This is a genomic window from Bradyrhizobium sp. Leo170 (assembly GCF_004296405.1).
In the GTDB taxonomy this organism is placed as follows: Bacteria; Pseudomonadota; Alphaproteobacteria; order Rhizobiales; family Xanthobacteraceae; genus Bradyrhizobium.
The window spans coordinates 1-19,818 of record NZ_PSRR01000065.1 but is presented as its reverse complement, the minus strand read 5'-3'; the positions used below and the strand labels follow the sequence as shown (position 1 = coordinate 19,818).

Sequence of the window (19,818 nt, the reverse complement as noted above, 5' to 3'; positions counted from 1 at the left end):
GCGGTCCCGGGTTACGCTGGCGCTTCACCCGGGCTACGGCACAAGGCTTATTGCGCCGTCTGCTGGCGCAGCTCCGCGACATCCTTCGCGGTGAGCTTCGAGCCCTTGGCGCCGAAACGGGCAGTGACATAGTTGGCAACCGCCGCGATCTCGTCATCCGAATAGGCGTTGCCGAACGCCGGCATCGAGAGCGCGCCGTCGGGCGTGGTGCGCTTGGTGCCTGACAGCACGATCTGCGCGACGTTGGTGGCCGCCGGATCGTTGACCGCCCACGAACCGGTCAGCGTCGCCGTCGGCGACACCAGGCTCTCGCCGGTCCAGCCGTGGCAGCTTACGCAGGCGCCCTCGAACACGATTTTGCCGCGGGCATCCGCGGTCACGCCTTCCTTGTGCGAGGCGGGCGCGGCAGGCGCCGTGGTCGCGGGCAGGTCGGGCGAGGGCTGCGGCGGCACGCTGCGCAGGTAGACGGCGATGGCGCGGACGTCTTCCGGCGCGAGCTGGCTCAGGCTGTTGTCGACTGCTTCGCCCATCGGCCCGGAAGCGGCGCCGTGGCCGAGCGCATGGCCGGTCGAGAGGTAGGAGACGAGCGCCTCATCGCTCCAATTGCCGAGGCCGGTGGCCTTGTCGGAGGAGATGTTGAAGGCGCGCCAGCCCGCCGTCACGGCGCCGGCAAATTTCTTGCGGTTGTCGAGCGCGAAGCCGAGATTGCGCGGCGTGTGGCACTCGCCGCAATGGGCGAGCGCCTCGGCGAGGTAGGCGCCCCGATTCCATTCCGGGCTCTTTGAGGTGTCGGGCGCAAAGCGCGTGTCCGGGTTGAACACCGCCGACCAGAACAGCATCGCCCAGCGCTGGTTGAACGGGAACGCCAGCGTATTCTCCGGCGCCGGCGCACGCACCGGCGGCAGGCTGAACAGATAGGCCTTCACCGCCAGCACGTCCGCATCCGTCATGTAGGTGTAGGACGCATAGGGCATCGCTGGATAGAGCATCGCGCCGTCATGGCGCTTGCCGCGCTGGACCGCGTTCAGGAAATCCTGGTCGCTGTAATTGCCGATGCCGGTTTCCTTGTCGGGGGTGATGTTGGTCGAATAGAGCGTGCCAAACGGCAGCTTGAAGGCCAGCCCGCCGGCATATTCCTTCTCGCCCGGCTTGGTGTGGCAGACCATGCAGTCCGCCGCCTTGGCCAGATATTCGCCGCGCTCAACCTGGCTCGCTTTCTCCAGCGCCACTGGCGCGCCGGTCGGCTTGCCGGCGCGGTAGTCGGCAACGGCCACCTTGTTGCCACCGGAGAAATCAAGCGGGCCAGGACCACGGACGATCCAGACGCCGACCGCCACCGCCGCGATGACGATCACGGCAAGGCTCAACAGGATACGCATTGCCGGCCTCATGCCTTCTTCCCCACGGCGATCAGCGAACGGTCGATCGGCATCCGCCGCAGCGCCACGCCGGTTGCGGCGAGAATCGCATTGCGCAACGCCGGCGGTCCGGCATTGACACCGGTCTCGCCGATGCCGCCGGGCGGCTCACCGCTCTTGACCACGTGCACCTCGATCTTCGGCATCTGGTCGATGCGCAGCATGCGGTAGTCATGGAAGTTGGACTGCTGCACGCGGCCCTTGTCGATGGTGATCTCGCCATAGAGTGCCGCCGTCAGCCCGAAGATCAATCCGCCCTCGAGCTGCGCCTTCACGGTATCAGGATTGACGGCGATGCCGGTATCGACCACCGAGACGACACGGCGCAGCCTCACTTCGCCCATCTCGTCGATCTCGGCCTCGACCACGGTCGCGATGAAGGTCTCGAACGACGGCTGCAGGCAGACGCCGCGGCCGACGCGCGGCGGCAGCGGCTGGCCCCAATTGGCCTTCTCCGCGGCGGAGTTGAGCACCGCCAGTGCCCGCGGCTTGCTCGCCAGCATGGCGCGGCGGAATTCCACCGGGTCCTTGCCGGCCTTGCGCGCCAGCTCGTCCATCGCGCATTCGACCGCGAACACGTTGTTGTTCGGGCCGACGCCGCGCCAGAAGCCGGTCGGCACCGCCGGCGGCTCGGCACGGACATATTCGACATGGAAGTTCGGGATGTCGTAGGGTGCATCGACCGCGGCGTCGACCGCGTCGATGTCGATGCCCTTCTGGAACGCCGGCGGCAGCCAGCGTGCCAGCACCGCCGAGCCGGCGACCTTGTATTTCCATGCCGCCACCTTGCCATCGACCAACGTCGCGGTGACGGTGTCGCGATAAACAGGGCGATAGACGTCGTGCTGGATGTCCTCCTCGCGGGTCCACACCACCTTCACAGGGTAATCGACCTGCTTGGCGATCCTCACCGCGGCAACGACCATGTCCGGCTCCAGCTTGCGGCCGAAGCCGCCGCCGAGCAGGTGGTTGTTGACTATCACCTTCTCGACCGGAAGGCCGGCGGCCTTCGCTGCTTCCGACTGCACCCGGCTCACGATCTGCGTGCCGGTCCAGACCTCGCAAGAATCCGGCTTGATATGGACGGTGGCGTTGATCGGCTCCATCGACGCATGCGCCAGGAACGGCATCTCGAAGCTGGCTTCGAACTTGTCACCGGTCGCAAGCCCCTTGGCGATGTCGCCGACCGATTTCGCAACCGCGCCGTCCTTCTCGCTGGCGGCGCGCAGATGCTGCCAGATTTCCTTCGAGCCGATCTTGGCATTCGGCCCCTCGTCCCATTCGATCTTGAGCGCCTCGAGACCCTTCTTCGCCGCCCACATGTGATCGCCGATCACGGCGACCATATCGTCGAGCACGACGATCTTGCGCACACCGGGGACTTTCTTCGCGGCGGTATCGTCGACTTTCCCGACCTTGCCGCCGAACACGGGGCAGGCGGCGACCGTGGCGAACTTCATGTCCGGCAGCAGCGCGTCGATGCCATAGACGGCCTTGCCGTTGACCTTCTCCGGCGTATCCAGCCGCTTCAGCGACTGGCCGATATAGACGAAGTCCTTGGGGTCCTTGAGCAGGACGTCCTTGGGCGGCGTCTGGCCCTGCGCCGCGAGCGCCAGCACGCCATAGCCGAGCTTGCGGCCGCTGCCGGCATGGGCGACCTCGCCCTTCGACGTCGTGCAGCTTGCCGGATCGACCTGCCATTCGGCGGCCGCGGCCTGCACCAGCATGGCGCGCGCAGTGGCGCCGGCGGTGCGCAACGGCTTCCACCAGGCGCGGATCGAGTTGGAGTTGCCGGTCACCTGCAGGCCGAAGGTGGGGTTGCCGTAGAGCTTGTCGTTCGGCGGCGCGTGCAGGAGCGCCACCTTGGTCCAGTCGGCATCGAGCTCCTCGGCGAGGACCATCGAAATCGAGGTGTAGGTGCCTTGGCCCATCTCGACCTGCGGCATGATCAACGTGGTGTTGCCGGCCTCGTCGATGCGGATGAACGCATTCGGTGCGAACTTGCCCGCGGTCACATCAGGCGGCTGCACCGGTTCGTTCATGGCATAGCTCGCCGCGCGCAGCGGCAGATGGAAGGCGAGCAGGAAGCCGGTGGCGAGCCCGCCGGTGAGGAGCACGCGGCGCGAGACGCCGTCCGCGCTGTTTCTTTGGCGGAGTTTCTCTGCTGTCAGCATGATGAGCCTCCTACGACTGGCGGCCGGAAGCGGCTTGCTTGATCGCCTCGCGGATCCGTACATAGGTGCCGCAGCGGCAGATGTTGCCGGCCATCGCCGCATCGATATCGGAATCGTCGGGGTTCGGCGTCGCGGCCAAGAGCGCGGCTGCCGCCATGATCTGGCCCGACTGGCAATAGCCGCACTGGATCACTTCGAGATCGAGCCAGGCCTTCTGCACCTTCGCGCCGGCAGGCGAATTGCCGACCGCCTCGATCGTGGTCACCGCGCGGTCGCGCACCGCGCTCACCGGCAACACGCAGGAGCGCACCGCCTTGCCGTCGATATGCACCGTGCAGGCGCCGCATTGCGCGATGCCGCAGCCGAACTTGGTGCCGGTCATCCCTAAGATGTCACGCAGCACCCAGAGCAGCGGCATTTCGGGCGGCGCATCGAAGGATTTCTGTTCGCCATTGATGGTGAGTATCGTTGCCATAAGCATACCCCAAATTCAGCGGCCGCGGACAGCGGACGCGTCAACGAAACCGTATCGCATCGCGACGAGCTAGGAAGCGAAGACATATTCCGCAATGCTAATTCGCGCTGACGATATATAAAATGACGGTCGTCATCACATAATCGCGTGCGTCATTCTAGGGGATGGAGGCGACAATCGATCCGGGCCGCACGAAAGAACCGTGCGTTTTGAAAAGACTGCGTGAAGTTCCGGGCAGTGCAGTGACTGCCCAGAAAAGCGGCCGTCAGAGCTTGTACGCCGTGCGGAAGCCGCCCCAGTGCCGGCCCCGTACGCGGACCGGCACGTCGATCTCGCGCATCATCACCATGTGGCCATTGCCCATGTCGCGGGCGTAGCTCTGGATCAGATAAGCGCGCTGATTGCGCCCGGCGGCGAGCCCCGCTGCATCATTGAAGATACGGCGGTTGCGGCTGTTGGCGGTGTTGAAGGCGACATCGCCCGGCCGCTGCGGGTGCGAATAGATCTTGTTGTGCACCGGCAGATAGCCGTTGCGGTCAATCATGGCGCAGAACGCCAGCCGCGGATCCTTGGCGAGGAAAGCCTCCTGGAACGGCGGCAGCGCGCGGTCGGCCCAGTCCAATATTCTTGTGCGGTACTGCACCGGATTGGTGCCGGACATCTCGACATAGTCGGTGTCGAACATGTCCTCGATCGTGATGGCGCCGCTCGCGATCCCGTTCTCGAAAATCCTGGTCAGCGCCACGCCGGCTTCCATCGCGCGCATCACGAACTCGGTGTTCTCGTCGCGGATCGCCCACAATTTGTCTTCGATCTTTTCGAGCAGCCCCAAGGTCAGCGCCTCGAAGCGCGCCTGCGCGCCGGCCTTGGTCTTGTCGGCGATCCGGATCTTGACCGCGCCGACATCTTCAAGCGTGGCGGCAAGGCTCTGGTGCAGTTGCAGCCGTTCGGCCTCCGGTCCTGAGATCAGGATGCCGTCCATGGATATCTCATAGACCGGCGCGGTGATGATGCTGCCGCGCGCTTGCATCTCGAGCTTGAGGCTACAGGGCAGCCGCTCGCCCTTGCGCGGGTCCTCGCGCTCGCCCTGCCGCAGCAGCACCGCGCAGCGCGATTTCAGTTTTTGCGCAAAGCTGGTCACCGCCCGGCCCGCTTGGGCGACATCCTTGCCATGCGCTTCGGCTTCCCTGGTTGCATGATCGATCTCGGCGGCGCCGTCGCCGACCGCGACGATGAAGCTCGAGGCGGAGGAGGCATTCTGCGCGATCTCGCCGGTGGTCTTGCGCTGCTCGGTCACCGCGCCGCGGACATGCTCGAACACCGGGCGGATCGCCTCGATCGACTGCGCGATGCGGTGCACGGCATCGGCCGAGCCGGCGGCATCCCTCTGCAGCGCCTCGATCTTCCTGGTGATCTCTTCGGTCGCGCCCTGGGTCTGCACCGCCAGCGCCTTCACTTCGGTCGCAACCACCGCAAATCCCTTGCCGGCGGCGCCGGCGCGCGCGGCCTCGATGGTCGAGTTGAGGGCGAGCAGGGTGGTCTGCCGCGCGATCTGCGCGATCAGGTTGACGACATTGCCGATCGCGGCGGAGGATTCGCGGAGGCGGTCGACATTGGCGCGGGCTTCGCGCGCCGCGGCTCCGGCCTCGTCGGCGAGCCGGCCGGCGTCGCGGACCTGCGCGCCGATCCCTTGCGCCGAATCGGTGAACTTGTCGGCGGCCCGCGAGAAGGTCTCGGCCGTGGTCTGCGCCGCGTTGGTGCGGCCGGTCAGCGCATCCGTGCGCTCGCGGATGGTGGCAAGCGTCGCCGCGGTCGCCTCGGCCCCGCCGGCCACCGATTGGGCGGCGCGCTCGAGCTGCCGGATCATGCCGCCGAGCTCGAGTTCGAGCAGTTCCAGGATCTCCTGGGCCGAGCCGGTATCGGGGGAGGTGTTATCCTCTGGCGCTGGCACCGTTGCGGCCGGAACTTTCGGTTCGACAGCCGCCACCGGCTCCGGCCCTCGCTTGCGAAACAAACCGAACGCCGCCATGGGGGTTCTCTTGCAAGTTGAAATGGACTGTTCGATTCTCTCATTCGTAGGTGAAGTCGTGGTTAACGGCTGCCTGATTTTCCGGCAGGCGGCACGGCCGGCATGCCAGAACACGCCGCAAGTCTTTGATTTTGGCCTGTCGGGGGCCTATAACGCCGCGCCTCACCCCTATTTTAGAGACGATTCCCAAGGGACCTCGCATGGCCGGCCATTCCCAGTTCAAGAACATCATGCACCGCAAGGGCCGGCAGGATGCCCAGAAGTCCAAGCTGTTCGGCAAACTGGCCCGCGAAATCACCGTCGCGGCCAAGCTCGGCACCCCCGACCCCGCCATGAACCCCCGGCTGCGCGCCGCGATCGTTGCCGCGCGGGCGGAAAACATGCCGAAGGACAATATCGAGCGCGCCATCAAGAAGGCCGCCGGCAATGAGGGCGAGAATTATGACGAGATCCGCTACGAGGGCTATGGCCCCGGCGGCGTCGCCGTGATCGTCGAGGCCCTGACCGACAACCGCAACCGTGCCGCTTCCGACATCCGCTCCTACTTCACGAAGTCCGGCGGCAATCTCGGCGAAACCGGCTCGGTCGCCTTCATGTTCGACCGCACCGGCATCATCGAATATGACCACAAAGTCGCCTCGGACGACGCGATGCTGGATGCCGCGATCGAAGCCGGCGCCGACGACGTGGTGTCGAGCGAAAGCGGCCACGAGGTCTACGCTTCGCAGGAATCCTTCCGCGAGGTCGCCAAGGCGCTGGAAGGGAAATTCGGCGAGCCGCGCAAGGCGGCGCTGACCTGGAAGCCGCAAAACACCATCGCCGTCGACGACGAGACCGGCGAGAAGCTGTTGAAGCTGATCGACCTGTTGAACGAGCACGACGACGTGCAGAACGTCTTCGCCAATTTCGAGATCTCGGACGCGCTGATGGCGAAGATGGGCGGCTAACTTCATCTCTCTCGTGATGCCGTCATGGCCGGGCTTGACCCAGCCATCCACGCGTTTCCACGCGTGCTGAAGGACGTGGATGCCCGGGACAAGCCCGGGCATGACGGGGTGGGTGTGGTCGTCGCTTTCCCCGTGCATGACCTCCCCGTTTGTGTTTCGTTCTCGAAACGCAGCGGTTATCACTACTCCATGACAGTCCAGCCGATTCGCAAGCCCACCCGCATCCTCGGCATCGACCCGGGCCTCCGCCGCACCGGCTGGGGCGTGATCGAAGTCGAGGGCAACCGGCTGGTTTTCGTCGGCTGCGGCTCGATCGAGCCGTCGGAACGGCTGCCATTGGCGAGCCGGCTGCTCGCGATCCATGAGGGGCTGGCTGCCGTGCTCGGCGACTACAGCCCCGAAGAGGCCGCGGTCGAGCAGACGTTTGTCAACAAGGACGGCGTCGCGACGCTGAAACTCGGCCAGGCCCGCGGCGTCGCCATGCTGGCGCCCGCAATGTTCGGCATCGAGGTCGCCGAATATGCGCCGAACCAGGTCAAGAAAACCGTCGTCGGCGCCGGACACGCCGAGAAGAACCAGATCGCCGTGATGCTGAAGATCCTGCTGCCCAAGGCCGAGCCGCAATCGCCCGACGCCGCCGACGCACTCGCGGTTGCGATCACGCATGCCCATCACCGCCAAAGCACCGCGCTGCGGCTGAGAGTAGCCAGCCTATGATCGGCAAATTGAAAGGCCTCATCGACTCCTACGGCGAGGACTACGTGATCCTCGACGTCGGCGGCGTCGGCTATCAGGTCCATTGCTCGGCGCGCACGCTGCAGGCGCTGCCCTCGCCGGGCGAGGCCGCGGTGCTCTCGATCGAGACCTATGTGCGCGAGGATCAGATCAAGCTGTTCGGCTTCCGCACCGACAACGAGCGCGAATGGTTTCGCCTCTTGCAGACCGTGCAGGGCGTCGGCGCCAAGGTCGCGCTCGCCGTGCTCGGCACGCTGCCGCCTTCCGACCTTGCGAACGCGATCGCGCTGCGTGACAAGGCGGCCGTGGCGCGCACGCCCGGCGTCGGCCCGAAGGTCGCCGAGCGCATCGTCAGCGAGTTGAAGGACAAGGCGCCTCAATTTGCCAATGTCGATCCCGCAGTGGTCCATCTCGCCGGCGCCATCGACAATGAGCGCGCGCCGCGTCCGGTGACGGACGCGATCTCCGCCCTCGTCAATCTCGGCTACGGCCAGCCGCAAGCCGCCGCCGCCATCGCCGCCGCCTCGCGCAGCGCAGGCGAGCAGGCGGAAACGGCGCAGCTCATTCGACTTGGCCTGAAGGAGCTGGCGAAGTGAATGCCCACCCTACGATCGTTACGGAGCAGGCGTCGTGAACCCGCCCTCCCGCATCGTCACGCCCGAGCGTCGCGCCGATGATGTCGGCGACACGGCGCTGCGTCCGCAATCGCTGTCCGAATTCGTCGGCCAGGCGCAGGCGCGCAAGAATCTCTCGATCTTCATCGAGGCCGCACGCAAGCGCGGCGAGGCGCTGGATCACGTGCTGTTCGTCGGGCCCCCGGGTCTTGGCAAGACCACGCTGGCGCAGATCGTCGCGCGCGAGCTCGGTGTCGGCTTTCGTGCCACCTCCGGCCCGGTGATTGCGAAAGCCGGCGATCTCGCCGCGCTTCTGACCAATCTGGAAGAGCGCGACGTCCTCTTCATCGACGAAATCCATCGCCTGAGCCCGGCGGTGGAGGAGGTGCTCTATCCCGCGATGGAGGATTTCCAGCTCGACCTCATCATCGGCGAAGGCCCTGCCGCGCGCTCGGTGAAAATCGAGCTTGCAAAGTTCACCCTCGTCGGCGCCACCACCCGCGCCGGCCTGCTCACCAATCCACTGCGCGACCGCTTCGGGATTCCAATCCGGCTGAATTTCTACACCGAGGAGGAGCTGGAGAAGATCGTCACCCGCGGCGCCCGCGTGCTCAACATCGGCATGAGTCCTGACGGTGCCAACGAGATCGCCCGCCGCGCCCGCGGCACGCCGCGCATCGCCGGCCGCCTGCTGCGCCGGGTGCGAGATTTTGCCTCCGCGGCAGACGCCACGTCGGTCGACCGCGCCATCGCCGACCACGCGCTTTCCGCGCTCGAGGTCGATGCCGCCGGCCTGGATGCGATGGACCGCCGCTACCTCAGCACCATCGCGATGAACTATGGCGGCGGGCCGGTCGGGGTCGAGACGATGGCGGCGGCGCTGTCGGAGCCGCGCGATGCGATCGAGGACATCATCGAGCCCTATCTGATCCAGTGCGGCTACCTGCAGCGCACGCCGCGCGGCCGGCTCCTCACCTCGCACGCTTTCCGCCACCTCGGCCTCGCCGAGCCCTCGCGCGATCCCTCGCAATTCGGCCTGTTCGGCAACGACGACGATTGATTTTCGATTCCCGTAGCCCGGGTGGAGCGCCGGCGTAACCCGGGGCCGCTCGTAGACGTTGGCGCAGGAGTCCCGGGTTGCGCTGCGCTCCACCCGGGCTACGGAATCGCGCGTTCACATCCTCGTGCAGGACAACCCCTGACAATCTGCACAAACGCACCGCAATTCCGCTCCAATCGGACCTCATCAACGAGGGGCATCACCGATCATCCCCATGTTCTCACGGCGTCAATTTTTCAGATCCATCGGCGGCCTCACCGCCCTCACTGCATCGACCTCGGCCTATGGCTTTGGCGTCGAGCCGGTATTGCGGCTCCGCGTCACGCGTTACCATCTCACCCCACCGCGATGGCCGGCGGACTTCCCGCTGAAGATCGCCGTGATCGCCGACCTGCACGCCTGCGATCCCTGGATGTCGCTGGAGCGCATCGAGACGATCGTCGCGCGCACCAACGCACTTGAGCCCGACATCATCGTCATGCTCGGGGACTACGTCGCCGGCCACCGCCATGTTACGCGCTTCATTCCGGCAAGCGAATGGGCCGCGGTGCTGGCGAACCTCAAGGCGCCGCTCGGCGTGCACGCGATCCTCGGTAACCACGATTACTGGGACGACAAGACCGTGCAGCGCGAGGGGCAAGGGCTGACGGTGGCCCATCGCGCGCTCGAAGCCAACGGCATTCCGGTCTACGAGAACGATGCAAAGCGCCTGACCAAGGCCGGCCGCCCGTTCTGGCTCGCCGGCCTCGGCGATCAGCTCGCCTATATGCCGGCACGGCGTTTCCGCCCCGTGCGCCGTATCGGCGTCGATGATCTCGGCGCGACGCTCGCGAAAGTCACCGACGATGCGCCGGTCATCCTGCTGGCACACGAGCCTGACGTCGCGCTGCGCGTCCCCTCACGCGTGGCGCTGCAATTGTCCGGCCATACCCATGGCGGCCAGGTCCGCCTGCTCGGCTGGTCGCCCGCGGTGCCGCCGCGGCAGGGCGTCGAGCTCGCCTACGGCCACCTGCGCACCAATTGCGACGTCATCGTCTCCGGCGGCCTCGGCTGCAGCATCATGCCGTTCCGCATCGGCGTTCCCCCGGAGATCGTACTGGTGGCGCTCGGGAAGGCCGGACCGGCGGTGGCGTAAGCTTATATTGGTTGGTCTCTGTGCAGTTGTGACGCAAGCTGCTAGCATTGGCGTCATGAGTTTGACTGGTGAAGACACCGAGAAGCTCCACGCTCTCCGAGCGGCGATCGACGAAGGGATGGCCGACGTCGAGGCTGGGCGGGTTGTCCCCTGGGATTTGGAGGAGTTTCTGGAGCAGGCTCGCGAACGAGCCGCGTCGAGTTCAAAATGAACGTTTCCCTCGACGGCGAGGTCCGCGACGGCCGCCATCACATGCAGGTCCGCGTCTATTACGAGGACACGGATTTCCCTGACTGGACGTTGTCGTATTAGGCAGTACTCATCGTTCCTGTTTTGTGGCGGTCTTCTGAGAAAAGCTTCATGCTGAAAAGGGCAGCGGCATTCAGGTACGGTGTGTATTCGTAGGGCATCCGCTTGCGCACCGGATGCACTATAATGCAGTCGACCAAGTTACGGAAAGCGTCCCTCATCTCGGCCATCATCACCAGGACCGCACCCGACGGACCGATCACCGGCTCGACTTCAGCGCCTGGACGATCGACGCAATCATCGTTGGGTCCGCACCACGACCGGCCAGAGTTTCTAAGGTAGCGCGCATGACCGTCCGTTCCCGACGCGAAGTCGTCACCTTCAAGAACTCTTTCCGGGTCAGGGGCATCGATAGACTGTTGCCCGCCGGCGCCTATGAGGTCGTCATCGACGAGGAGACGATCGAGGGGCTATCGTTCGAGGCGTTCCGCCGCGTCGCCACCATGATCAAGGTGCCGGTGGAAGGCTCGCGCGGGTTGGCGATGCAGGTGGTCTCGATCGGCTCTGTCGATCTGGCCGACGCCCAACGCATCGACGCGAGCGCATCCGATGGCTGACGAACCGCTCGATCTCGACAGTCACCGCGGCGTGACGGCGCAAAAGGCAACCGACATCCGCCGTGCGCTCGCGGAGGTCGAGACCCATGCACGGGAACTGCGCGAGCGCCGGGCCGAGGTGGAGGACCATCTGTTGTCAATTCCCGCCGCGTCATGGCCGGAGGCGGCCGCCAAGGCGCGCTATATACTCAAGCTGTACGCCGCGGGCCTGCCGCCCGAAGACACAAGGCACCGCGATCTCGTCGCAGCCGTGCTTGAGGATTTTGTCCGGCTTGCCGAGCAGAGCTGAGTCGGGTACCGCGACACGCTTATGAAGGAGTGGCTGATATGACGCTCACGCACGGTCGCTTCATCGCTTACGAATACGACAGGATGGTCGTTCTGTTCTCGATGCTCGACGGCGAGAAGGAGATTCCCTGCGCGGTCTCGACCTCCGCCATGGACGAACTGGAAGGTGTGGTGCGCGCGAGAGCGGGGTCAGCGTGAGGCACAGGAGGCTGAATACCGAATACTCGGTCGGATGCTCCGCGACGCAGCCAGGCACGAGAAATATGCCACGATCGTGGACATCTCTCGCCAGCTCGCGCTGACCGGCTGTCGACGCAGCGAGATGATCGGCTTGAAATGGACGGAAGCGGACACCGCGTCGAGTTGCTTGCGGTTGGACGACAGTAAGGAGGGTGAATCCATCCGCCCCATAGGGCTGCCAGTCGTCGAATATCTCGAGCGACGGCGCCCGGACAATGTCTGCACACACGTCTTCCCGGGGCAGGGCGAGGACAACGCATTCGGCAGCTTCCCGAACCATTGGAAGCATCTCTTCGAGGACTCCCCGCTATCCGATATTACTCCTCACGTCCTACGCCACAGCTTCGCGAGCATCGCCAACGATCTCGGCTTTACCGAGGTGACCATCGCGGCGCTGGTCGGTCATGCCAAGGGTTTGGTGACAAGCAAGTACATCCATACGCTTGACACGGCATCATCATGGCTGCGGATAGGATCTCTGGCTATATTCAAGGGCTCCTTGACGGCATCGAGTTCAAGCAAACCGCCTACGCGTTGGACCGCGATTCGCGAAAGGCCGCGCTGGCTCGCTTTCTGAAGAGGGCTTCGGGCGCCGATTCGATCGAGGCCGAAGAGGCGGGCCGCTTGGCTGCCTAGGTGCCGTTGGCCAACATCAACCATGACGCAATCGCTTTGAGGCGGCGAGTATCTTCGGCCGCTAAGGGGAATACCATATGGTGGCCCATCTCTAGCCCGTCGCGTAGCGCAGTGCTGTCATCAAATCCGGGAGAGCTGACCGGGTGCGTGAAGAGCGGCTACGCGTCAGAGTGCGAGCGCGTCCTCATTCGGCGGTGTAGTCAAGCGCGGACGTCGCCGGAGATCCCAGAAGGACTAAACGGCGAGATGTCAGACACACACGTCAAGGTCGACCTTGGCAGCTACGAACCGTGGACGCGCGCGCGCCGCTGTAGCGACTGGTCAGTGGAAATGGAGTCTTATCACCGACCGAGATTTAGAAGCCACAGTCTCTGTAGTCCCTTCTGGCAAGCCGGAAATGCGAGCCGACAGCAATGAAGTCAACATCCAGACATTGATTTCCTCGACGATATTGGCCCAAACCGTCGCATCGAAGGTATTCGAGATTGATCCGCCAGCGCTTCTCGTGCGGAGAGTAGGTTGCAAAATCATTCTGGGCGCTCGGAGGCCCCTTGCAGATGGCCGCGATATATTGTCGAACTTCGGCAGGTAGATCGTCGATATGATGAGGATTCCAAGGATCATTCTTGGTGACGGCGCTGCCCATGGAAGCAGCCGTCGCCACACTGCAAAGCAGAAGGAAAAGGGCCAACAACGAGGTTCGCATTGTCATTCGGCACTCCTCTGTGAGTGGCTAACAATCCGACCGAGGCAAATGGGCTGGTCTACTACTCTGACCGTGCGGTCTATTGCTCACTGAGATCTCCCGTCCTCGGCATAGACAATCCTCATCCCGACGAAACTATGGATCTCGCCGCAGGCCTCAGCGCGCGAAAGCGACCGGTGCGAGATAGCTATCGCGCGCTCCGGGCTTCTCGGCCGGGAAGGGCGGGAAGGGACTGGCGCGATGAAGCAGTTCGAGCGCCTCCCGGTCGAGCACTGTATTGCCTGACGATTTGGATATTTCGCTTGCGATCACTTCCCCCGCACGATTCAGGTCGAACCGCAGCACCGTCGTTCCCGAGGCACCATGCGCCGCCGCCGGGTACCTTTTGAAGCGTTGTAGATGACCGAACACGAGGGCGTTATAGGCCTTCGCGCTTGCCTGTGAGAACTGACCGACATGCTCCGTCTTCGGCGGCGCGCGCGTCTCGGGCGCGGGCGGCTGTACCTGCGGCTTTGGCTCCTCGATTTGCTTTGGCGTCTCTTGAGGCAGGGTGACTTCGGCCTGTGCTTGCGGAGGTGGCGGCTGTTCGACCTTCTCGACTGGCTGCTCCTGCTTGGGCTGCTCCTTGGGTGTCTCCTCCGCCTGTTGCATGGTCGGGCCGACCGCGATGTCCTGGTTCTGGACCTCGGGCGAACTAGCTTCGATTGGGGCGAGGGTCACGCTTATCGCAGGAATGATGTTTGGCTCGACGGGCCTGCGGGAATACCACAGTGCAATGGCGGCCACGATTGCGGCATGCGCGAGCAGGATTGCCAGCGCCGCTAGCATCCAACGTGATAGGCCGCGATTGTCAGGCAGATGCAGGGCGTGGGCGTTCATGGCTTCGTCGTCGGCGCTTCAAGCCCAACCAGGGCAAGCTTGAGATAGCCGGCGTCCCGTAAGGTGTTCATAACCTCGATCAGCTCGCCATAGCTCAGCGACTTGTCGGCTCGGACGAAGATCGTTTCGTCCTTGTGGTTGTTGGTGGCAGTATCCAGCGCACGAGCGAGGGCTTCGCGCGCCACAACGTTTTCGCCGACGGCAATGGTCTGGTCCGGTTTGATCGTGACGAAAACCGGCTTGTCCGGGCGAGGCTGCTCGGGTGCCGTGCTCGCGGGAAGGTTTACGCCGATGTCGACGGTTGCAAGCGGCGCGGCTACCATGAAGATGATAAGCAGCACCAGGATCACGTCGATAAAGGGCGTGACGTTGATCTCGTGCTGGATCTCGAGATCATCGCCGTTCGAACGAGAACCAAGACGGACGGCCATGGCGATCACTCCGCAGCGCGTGGCAGGACCACATCGCGGGGCTGCCCGCGGCTGATCAGAAGCAGGAGCTGCGCCGAGGCGTCAGTCAGGAGCGCGCGATAGCCGGCGATCACGCGGGCGAGATGGTTGTAGATCACGACGGCCGGGATAGCGGCCACAAGCCCGAGCGCGGTGGCGAGCAGCGCTTCGGCAATGCCGGGCGCAACCACCGCCAGGTTCGTGGTATGGGATTCCGAAATGCCGATGAAAGAGTTCATGATCCCCCAAACCGTGCCGAACAGGCCGACAAAGGGGGCCGTCGCGCCGATGGTGGCAAGAATGCCAATGCCGCGCGAAATCTCTCGCGTCATCGCCGCTTCCACACGTTCCAGCCGAAGCGCGACACGCTCCTTGAAGCCGTCGTCGACGATACCGTCGGACAGTTCCGCCTCGCGCGCCGTCGAGAGGATCAGCTGCGCGACAGCATCGCGGTCGCCATTGCATTCATGCGCCGCCTCCGTGAGGCTGCCGCCTTCCTCCAGCATTCTCACCCGCCGCAGCGCGCGGCCCCTCCCGACGCGCAGTTCGATGGTCTTGGCAAGCCAGACCGTCCAGGTCACGAGCGAGGCGAAGGCGAGCCCGATTATGACAGCCTTCACGACGATATCGGCGTTGAGGAACATTCCCCACGGCGACAGATTCCGCGGCAGCAGGGAATCCGGAACTTGCGCGACCGCAGGCTGCGAGTGGATGGCGAAGGCCGCAAGAATGAGGCCACTCGGCAGCAGCCGGAGCCAAATTCTGCGCTGAGGCTTTGTTTTGCTGTATTTCATCTCGTTCTTTCTCGTCTCAATCGGCCCCCACTTTTGCCCCTACCTGTGGGCCTGCTCGCGCTAACCAGTCGCTAAAGCAATCCCTCAAGGTGATAATTCACGCCGGCTTTGACTTGGTTGACCTCGGTCTTGACAGTCACGTTCGTGCCGAACGAATTGACGAACTTGAGCCCTTTGCTGCCGAAGTCGAGATGGTCGTACTCGAGCTTCGCCGACCAGTGTGATCCCAGCATGTATTCCAGGCCACCGCCCGCGATCCATCCGGGACGGGTGGCGTGAGCAACAGTGAGACCGTCGAGCCCGCTATTCACCTCCATACGATAATCGGCGTTCATCAACGCGGCGCCGCCCTTTGCGTAGAGCATTAGCGGCCCGGTGACATAGCCGATCCTGCCGGTGAGGGTGTCATACCAGTTGTGGTCGCTGGTGATCGAGAGCGCCGCCGTGCCGGCGGGATCAACGAAATTGGCTTTACCCTGAGCTGACGTCCAGGCGAGTTCGCCTTCGATCCCGACCAGCCAGTTCGGAGCCACCAGAAAATTGTAGCCGGCCTGCAAGCCACCGAGCGCGCCCGCCGGATTGGTTCTGTCGGTGCCGATCGGCGTGGCCACGTGCTCGCCGCCGCTGAAGGCGCCACCGAAGTTGGCGCCGACGTAGGGACCGGCCCAATAGTAAGCTGTCGGTGCCGAGTTACGGACCTTGGTGTAGAAGCCAGGCAGAACGCCGGCAACCTTCTCCGGAGCCCCGAGCTTCTGCGAAATGCCAAAGTAGTATCCGCGCCGCGGTCCGTATTGAGGCGCAAACACACCGATGCCGGCACCGTTGCGGATCTGGTAAATGTAGTCGGTCAGGTTTACCACGTCGAAACGAACCGTAACCGGCAATCCGTTCCAGCCATGGGCGAACTCGTGCGACACGCCGGTATTGATCTGCCAATAGGATGGCAGGTGGTCGCAGTTGGGGCAGACTACCCCTGGCGGCAAATTCGGGGGGTCCGTGCGCAAGCCGCTACCGTAGATGAACGTTGCGCTCGCGGTGGTGCCGTCCAACCAGCTGTTGGTGTCGGTCCACCGGTATGCGATCCTTCCTGAACCTGTATAGGTTTGATCGTGGTCGGTGTGGATCCAATTGTTCTGGATGTAGACCAAGTCGTCTGGACTAAACAGGGTCTGATTTGACACGACAGTGTGTGCGTGCTGGACCCCCCACGCCCAACTGGTGTCAGCAGAGAAGCCGCCATACCTGAATCTTAGTTTCAGTTCGGCACCGTAATTCTCGGCTTTGTCATAGTTGAACGCGGTGAGCACGTAGGCCTGGCCGAACTGGCCATCGTCGAGGAGGTCCCTGGCGGTCTTGTAGTAGATGCTGCCGCCGAGTTCGAGGGTCGGACAGTTTGCGGCTGCGACCGGCGCTTTGGAGGGTGTTGCGCCTGGTGTCGTCGGACATTGCGGCAGCAGTTGCTGCGTGAAGCCCGCGTCGTACACATTCGCCCGTTCGGGTTGGATCGCACCGACATTCTGGAGAGGAAAGCCGGCCACCTGGCCGGGCAGCACGGCCGCCTGATCGGGGGTGATGATTGGGGTGCCCGCGGTAGTGCCATTAAAGATCTGGGTCGGAATCGTTCGACCAAGCACTTGTTGTGGCGGTTCGAACGTTCGCATGTAACCGATGTGCAGGACGGTCGACCACCATGGCTTGTAGGTCAGGCTCGCGCGCGGGCTGAGCTGGTTCGCGTCGACGTACTGGTAGATTTGATCGAACCGCAGGCCGTAATTTAACGTGAGTTCGTGGGTCAGCCGCCATTCGTCCTGGGCGTAGGCCCCGAGCTGCCAGCCAAACAATTTGCTGCTATCGAGAATGTTGAAGGGCCTGTCGATCGCCGTCAGGCCGCTCGGATCGTTCGGGTCTAGCGGCTCGACGGTGCTTACGGTTGCGATCTGGCTCTGCTCGCCGTTGGTGTAGAAGCCGGCGCGAAGAGTGTGCGCATCGTTCAAGCGGTACGCGAAATCGCCCGACACGCCGTTCAGGAAGGAATTGCGATAAACATCGGATGCGACATTGTTGATGAAGAGATCGCCCACCGGGTCGGGAACGAAGTGAACATCGCTATAACGCGAATAATACGCGAGCTGGGCATCGAAATTGCCCTCCGACTTCTGCCAGGCAATGACGTTGTAGGCGTTCTTCTCATATTGATTTTCATTGAGGGTGGCCGAATCGAAGCTACTTTTGCCGAAGGCTGTATAGGGGGGAGCATTCGGGTTGGGGATGCCATCCGGGTTGAGGCAGGGGTTCGCGGGATCGAAAGGACCGCCGCAAAAGCCTCCCACATTACCCGGCTGTCCGGGATTGTTGGGAATCTGATAACGGGTCTCGCTGAAACCTGAAATGGTGACCACGCGCGCCGTCGGATCAAGCACCGTGGACGTATAGGCGAAGAACCTGCCCTGTTCCGAATGATCGTGAATGGCGTTGAGGGTAGCTATGGGATTCTGGAGGCCGAGGCCGGTGCTCAAATAGCGGCCGGTGACGTAATAGTCGGTGTTGCCCTCAACCCCGCCATATTCGAAGCTCGGTGTAATGGTCTGGCGGCTGCCGCCGTAGATACTGACGCTGCCGCCGGAGAGCGCGGCTCCGCTCTTGGTCGTGATGTCGAGGATGCCGGCGGTATGCAGGCCATACTGCGCCGGCAGCGCACCGGTGAGCAGCCCTATGCTGCCGATGAAAGAGGTCTCAAGAAGCTGCGAGAAGCCGGACACGCCGTCGGGCAGTAGGATCCCATTGATCCGGTACTGAACGTTGGCGTGCTCGTTGCGAACGTGAAAATCGCCCGAGCTCGTCGAATCCTGATAGACGCCCGGAAATTGCAGCACGACATCTTTGAGCGGCGCGGCGTTTCCCTGCGGGAGGTTCTCGATATCCCTCTGGCTAAGTTGATAGTTCGTCGTGCCAACCTTGGGCATGATGACGTTGTCGCGCCGCTGGTCGAAGGTCTGGGTCTGCTGGACGACTTGGCGATTCGCCGCAGCTTGGGCCTGTTCCGCGCTTGGCACGGCCGTCGCTGTCGACGGTGGATTACGCACGACCTGCCTTGGCGGCGGCGTTCGCGGCCGCCGCCGCTCGACAGGCGCGGCGACCCGGGTCTCGGGCAGAACGTTGGCTCCCGGAGGCGCGGCCTGCGCGGCCGGCGTTGATTGCGGGGTCGGCGAATTGGCCGGTGACTCTGAGGGCGCCGGCGTGGCCGAGCTTTCTGGCTGCGGCGAAGGTTGCGCGGACGGGGAGGCACTCGGCTGCGGCGTCGAACTCGTCCCCTGGGGGGCCGGGCTGGGGGCTTGGGCGAGCGCGGCTGCACCCGATGCCACCACGAGCGTGAGCGACGATGCCGACAGCAAAATGCCGCGGAAGGTGCGAAAGAGAAACGGAGTGCCCATGAAGGAATGTTTCCTGACTGAACGCCTGCCCGCGACGCAAAAGCGTCGTCGTACGGAAGGAGCTTCGGCCCCGGCTCGCGGCGCGCCCCCATGGCGCGGCGCCAGCGGGATCGAAGCAGCGATGTCAGGAAATCGGAGGTCCGCGTGATTCAAACGCGGCCCGCGGCGGTTGTAGCAAGAAGCGGAAATGATCGATCGGATGATCGATCCTCGCATCAGCAAATTCCACGAGCAGCGCTGGCGGAGTTGGCGCTAGGCCGTTGCCCATGACCGCAGTGGCCATGCAGATTGGACAGAGATAGTCGGGATGGCTGTCTGACGGGCTATGACGATTCTGGCCGCCATCGGCGCCCGCTATGGCGGCAATCAGCACGCCGGAGCGCTCGGGCACTTTCCCGGCGAAGCCGTGAACGTGACCGAAGGCCAGCGTCAGGTTGATGACGAGCGCGATCAGCGCAAGCCATGAACCATGCCTATTATGTTTCCGAAACCAACGCATCCGGAAGCAATTGCCCTTCGCTCGAAGCCGATCTTATCCAAGCTTGTCGTAACATCAAAGGGTCGAAAATTGGCCTTGCGGTCGAAAATCGACCAGCCGTCGGGCGAAGACCTAAGTTATTCGACGGGGACCGGTGATGATCGTCTCCAGACCGCCTAATTAGCGCGACCTCAGGAAAAGAATCACATCTCGCGGACTTGGCACCCGAGCCTGGCAGCGGTGTTGTCTGTGCCCGCGTAGCGACATCGGTTTCCAACTTCACAGGTGGAAGTCGGGGTACTTGCGCCGGCCAGCGTCTAAACCAGCGGGCCCTCTTGAGCTGTCGCAGTTATGCCGGAGATTTGCGGGATAGCCAGTGCGAGAGACAGGCCACAAGCGAGAAACTTCACTGTGCCTTGCAAATCGGCGTTGGCCGTTGCGCCGGTGCCGGATGATCCTTGGGG

17 protein-coding genes and 3 pseudogenes are annotated in these 19,818 nt (G+C 63.8%); 10 read left to right on the top strand and 10 right to left on the bottom strand.

Going from position 1 to position 19,818, the window contains the following annotated elements; genetic code table 11:
* Positions 1-47: 47 nt before the first annotated feature.
* From CWO89_RS14075 to CWO89_RS14060, 4 genes are all read right to left on the bottom strand, one after another.
* Complete coding sequence (locus tag CWO89_RS14075; protein ID WP_130579344.1) at positions 48-1,391, bottom strand: c-type cytochrome; 1,344 nt, start codon at positions 1,389-1,391, stop codon at positions 48-50.
* A complete protein-coding gene (locus CWO89_RS14070) occupies positions 1,388-3,592 on the bottom strand; it encodes a xanthine dehydrogenase family protein molybdopterin-binding subunit (RefSeq protein ID WP_130579342.1) in 2,205 nt (734 codons plus the stop codon). Before CWO89_RS14070 ends, CWO89_RS14075 begins: the two co-directional genes overlap by 4 nt.
* Positions 3,593-3,602: 10 nt before the next feature.
* Positions 3,603-4,067, bottom strand: a complete 465-nt coding sequence (locus CWO89_RS14065; protein WP_207234478.1) for a (2Fe-2S)-binding protein — start codon at positions 4,065-4,067, stop codon at positions 3,603-3,605.
* Between the two features lie 265 nt (positions 4,068-4,332).
* Complete coding sequence (locus CWO89_RS14060) at positions 4,333-6,096, bottom strand: methyl-accepting chemotaxis protein (protein ID WP_130579338.1); 1,764 nt, start codon at positions 6,094-6,096, stop codon at positions 4,333-4,335.
* 200 nt (positions 6,097-6,296) lie between these two features.
* On the opposite strand from CWO89_RS14060, the gene CWO89_RS14055 reads away from it, so the two are divergent.
* The 10 genes and pseudogenes from CWO89_RS14055 to CWO89_RS14015 form a co-directional block, all read left to right on the top strand.
* Positions 6,297-7,043, top strand: coding sequence for a YebC/PmpR family DNA-binding transcriptional regulator (locus tag CWO89_RS14055; RefSeq protein WP_130579337.1), 747 nt, complete (start codon positions 6,297-6,299; stop codon positions 7,041-7,043).
* Between the two features lie 189 nt (positions 7,044-7,232).
* Positions 7,233-7,760 (top strand): crossover junction endodeoxyribonuclease RuvC, encoded by a 528-nt coding sequence (gene ruvC / locus CWO89_RS14050; RefSeq protein ID WP_130579366.1) that lies wholly within the window; start codon positions 7,233-7,235, stop codon positions 7,758-7,760.
* Positions 7,757-8,374 carry a Holliday junction branch migration protein RuvA gene (ruvA, locus tag CWO89_RS14045; protein ID WP_130579335.1) on the top strand — a complete coding sequence of 206 codons (618 nt, stop codon included), beginning with the start codon at positions 7,757-7,759 and terminating at the stop codon, positions 8,372-8,374. Before ruvC ends, ruvA begins: the two co-directional genes overlap by 4 nt.
* A 34-nt stretch (positions 8,375-8,408) precedes the next feature.
* Entirely contained in the window at positions 8,409-9,452 is a 1,044-nt protein-coding gene (gene ruvB / locus CWO89_RS14040) for a Holliday junction branch migration DNA helicase RuvB (RefSeq protein WP_130579333.1), read from the top strand.
* A gap of 214 nt (positions 9,453-9,666) precedes the next feature.
* Positions 9,667-10,587 carry a metallophosphoesterase gene (locus CWO89_RS14035; RefSeq protein ID WP_130579331.1) on the top strand — a complete coding sequence of 307 codons (921 nt, stop codon included), beginning with the start codon at positions 9,667-9,669 and terminating at the stop codon, positions 10,585-10,587.
* A gap of 207 nt (positions 10,588-10,794) precedes the next feature.
* Positions 10,795-10,875, top strand: a pseudogene (locus CWO89_RS46930) (acyl-CoA thioester hydrolase); the annotation flags it as partial.
* 308 nt (positions 10,876-11,183) lie between these two features.
* Positions 11,184-11,453, top strand: coding sequence for a hypothetical protein (locus CWO89_RS14030; protein ID WP_130579329.1), 270 nt, complete (start codon positions 11,184-11,186; stop codon positions 11,451-11,453).
* Positions 11,446-11,742 (top strand): hypothetical protein, encoded by a 297-nt coding sequence (locus tag CWO89_RS14025; RefSeq protein WP_130579327.1) that lies wholly within the window; start codon positions 11,446-11,448, stop codon positions 11,740-11,742. Before CWO89_RS14030 ends, CWO89_RS14025 begins: the two co-directional genes overlap by 8 nt.
* A 38-nt stretch (positions 11,743-11,780) precedes the next feature.
* A pseudogene (locus CWO89_RS14020) lies at positions 11,781-11,921 on the top strand (DUF1488 family protein); the annotation flags it as partial.
* A 13-nt stretch (positions 11,922-11,934) separates the two neighbouring features.
* Positions 11,935-12,617 (top strand): annotated as a pseudogene (locus tag CWO89_RS14015) (tyrosine-type recombinase/integrase); the annotation flags it as partial.
* A gap of 355 nt (positions 12,618-12,972) precedes the next feature.
* Here CWO89_RS14015 and CWO89_RS14010 read toward each other — a convergent pair.
* The 6 genes from CWO89_RS14010 to CWO89_RS49515 all read right to left on the bottom strand — a co-directional run bounded on the left by CWO89_RS14010 (position 12,973) and on the right by CWO89_RS49515 (position 19,375).
* Complete coding sequence (locus CWO89_RS14010; RefSeq protein ID WP_130579323.1) at positions 12,973-13,329, bottom strand: hypothetical protein; 357 nt, start codon at positions 13,327-13,329, stop codon at positions 12,973-12,975.
* Positions 13,330-13,479: 150 nt separating this feature from the next.
* A complete protein-coding gene (locus CWO89_RS14005) occupies positions 13,480-14,202 on the bottom strand; it encodes an energy transducer TonB (RefSeq protein ID WP_130579322.1) in 723 nt (240 codons plus the stop codon).
* Positions 14,199-14,633, bottom strand: a complete 435-nt coding sequence (gene exbD / locus CWO89_RS14000; protein WP_130579364.1) for a TonB system transport protein ExbD — start codon at positions 14,631-14,633, stop codon at positions 14,199-14,201. The genes CWO89_RS14005 and exbD overlap by 4 nt, the downstream gene beginning before the upstream one ends.
* Positions 14,634-14,638: 5 nt before the next feature.
* Positions 14,639-15,445, bottom strand: a complete 807-nt coding sequence (gene exbB / locus CWO89_RS13995) for a tonB-system energizer ExbB (protein WP_130579320.1) — start codon at positions 15,443-15,445, stop codon at positions 14,639-14,641.
* A 71-nt stretch (positions 15,446-15,516) separates the two neighbouring features.
* Positions 15,517-18,876: a TonB-dependent receptor domain-containing protein gene (locus tag CWO89_RS13990; protein ID WP_130579318.1), complete on the bottom strand. Its 3,360-nt coding sequence runs from the start codon at positions 18,874-18,876 to the stop codon at positions 15,517-15,519.
* A 124-nt stretch (positions 18,877-19,000) separates the two neighbouring features.
* Positions 19,001-19,375 carry a DUF2946 family protein gene (locus CWO89_RS49515; RefSeq protein ID WP_463698846.1) on the bottom strand — a complete coding sequence of 125 codons (375 nt, stop codon included), beginning with the start codon at positions 19,373-19,375 and terminating at the stop codon, positions 19,001-19,003.
* Positions 19,376-19,818 lie beyond the last annotated feature (443 nt).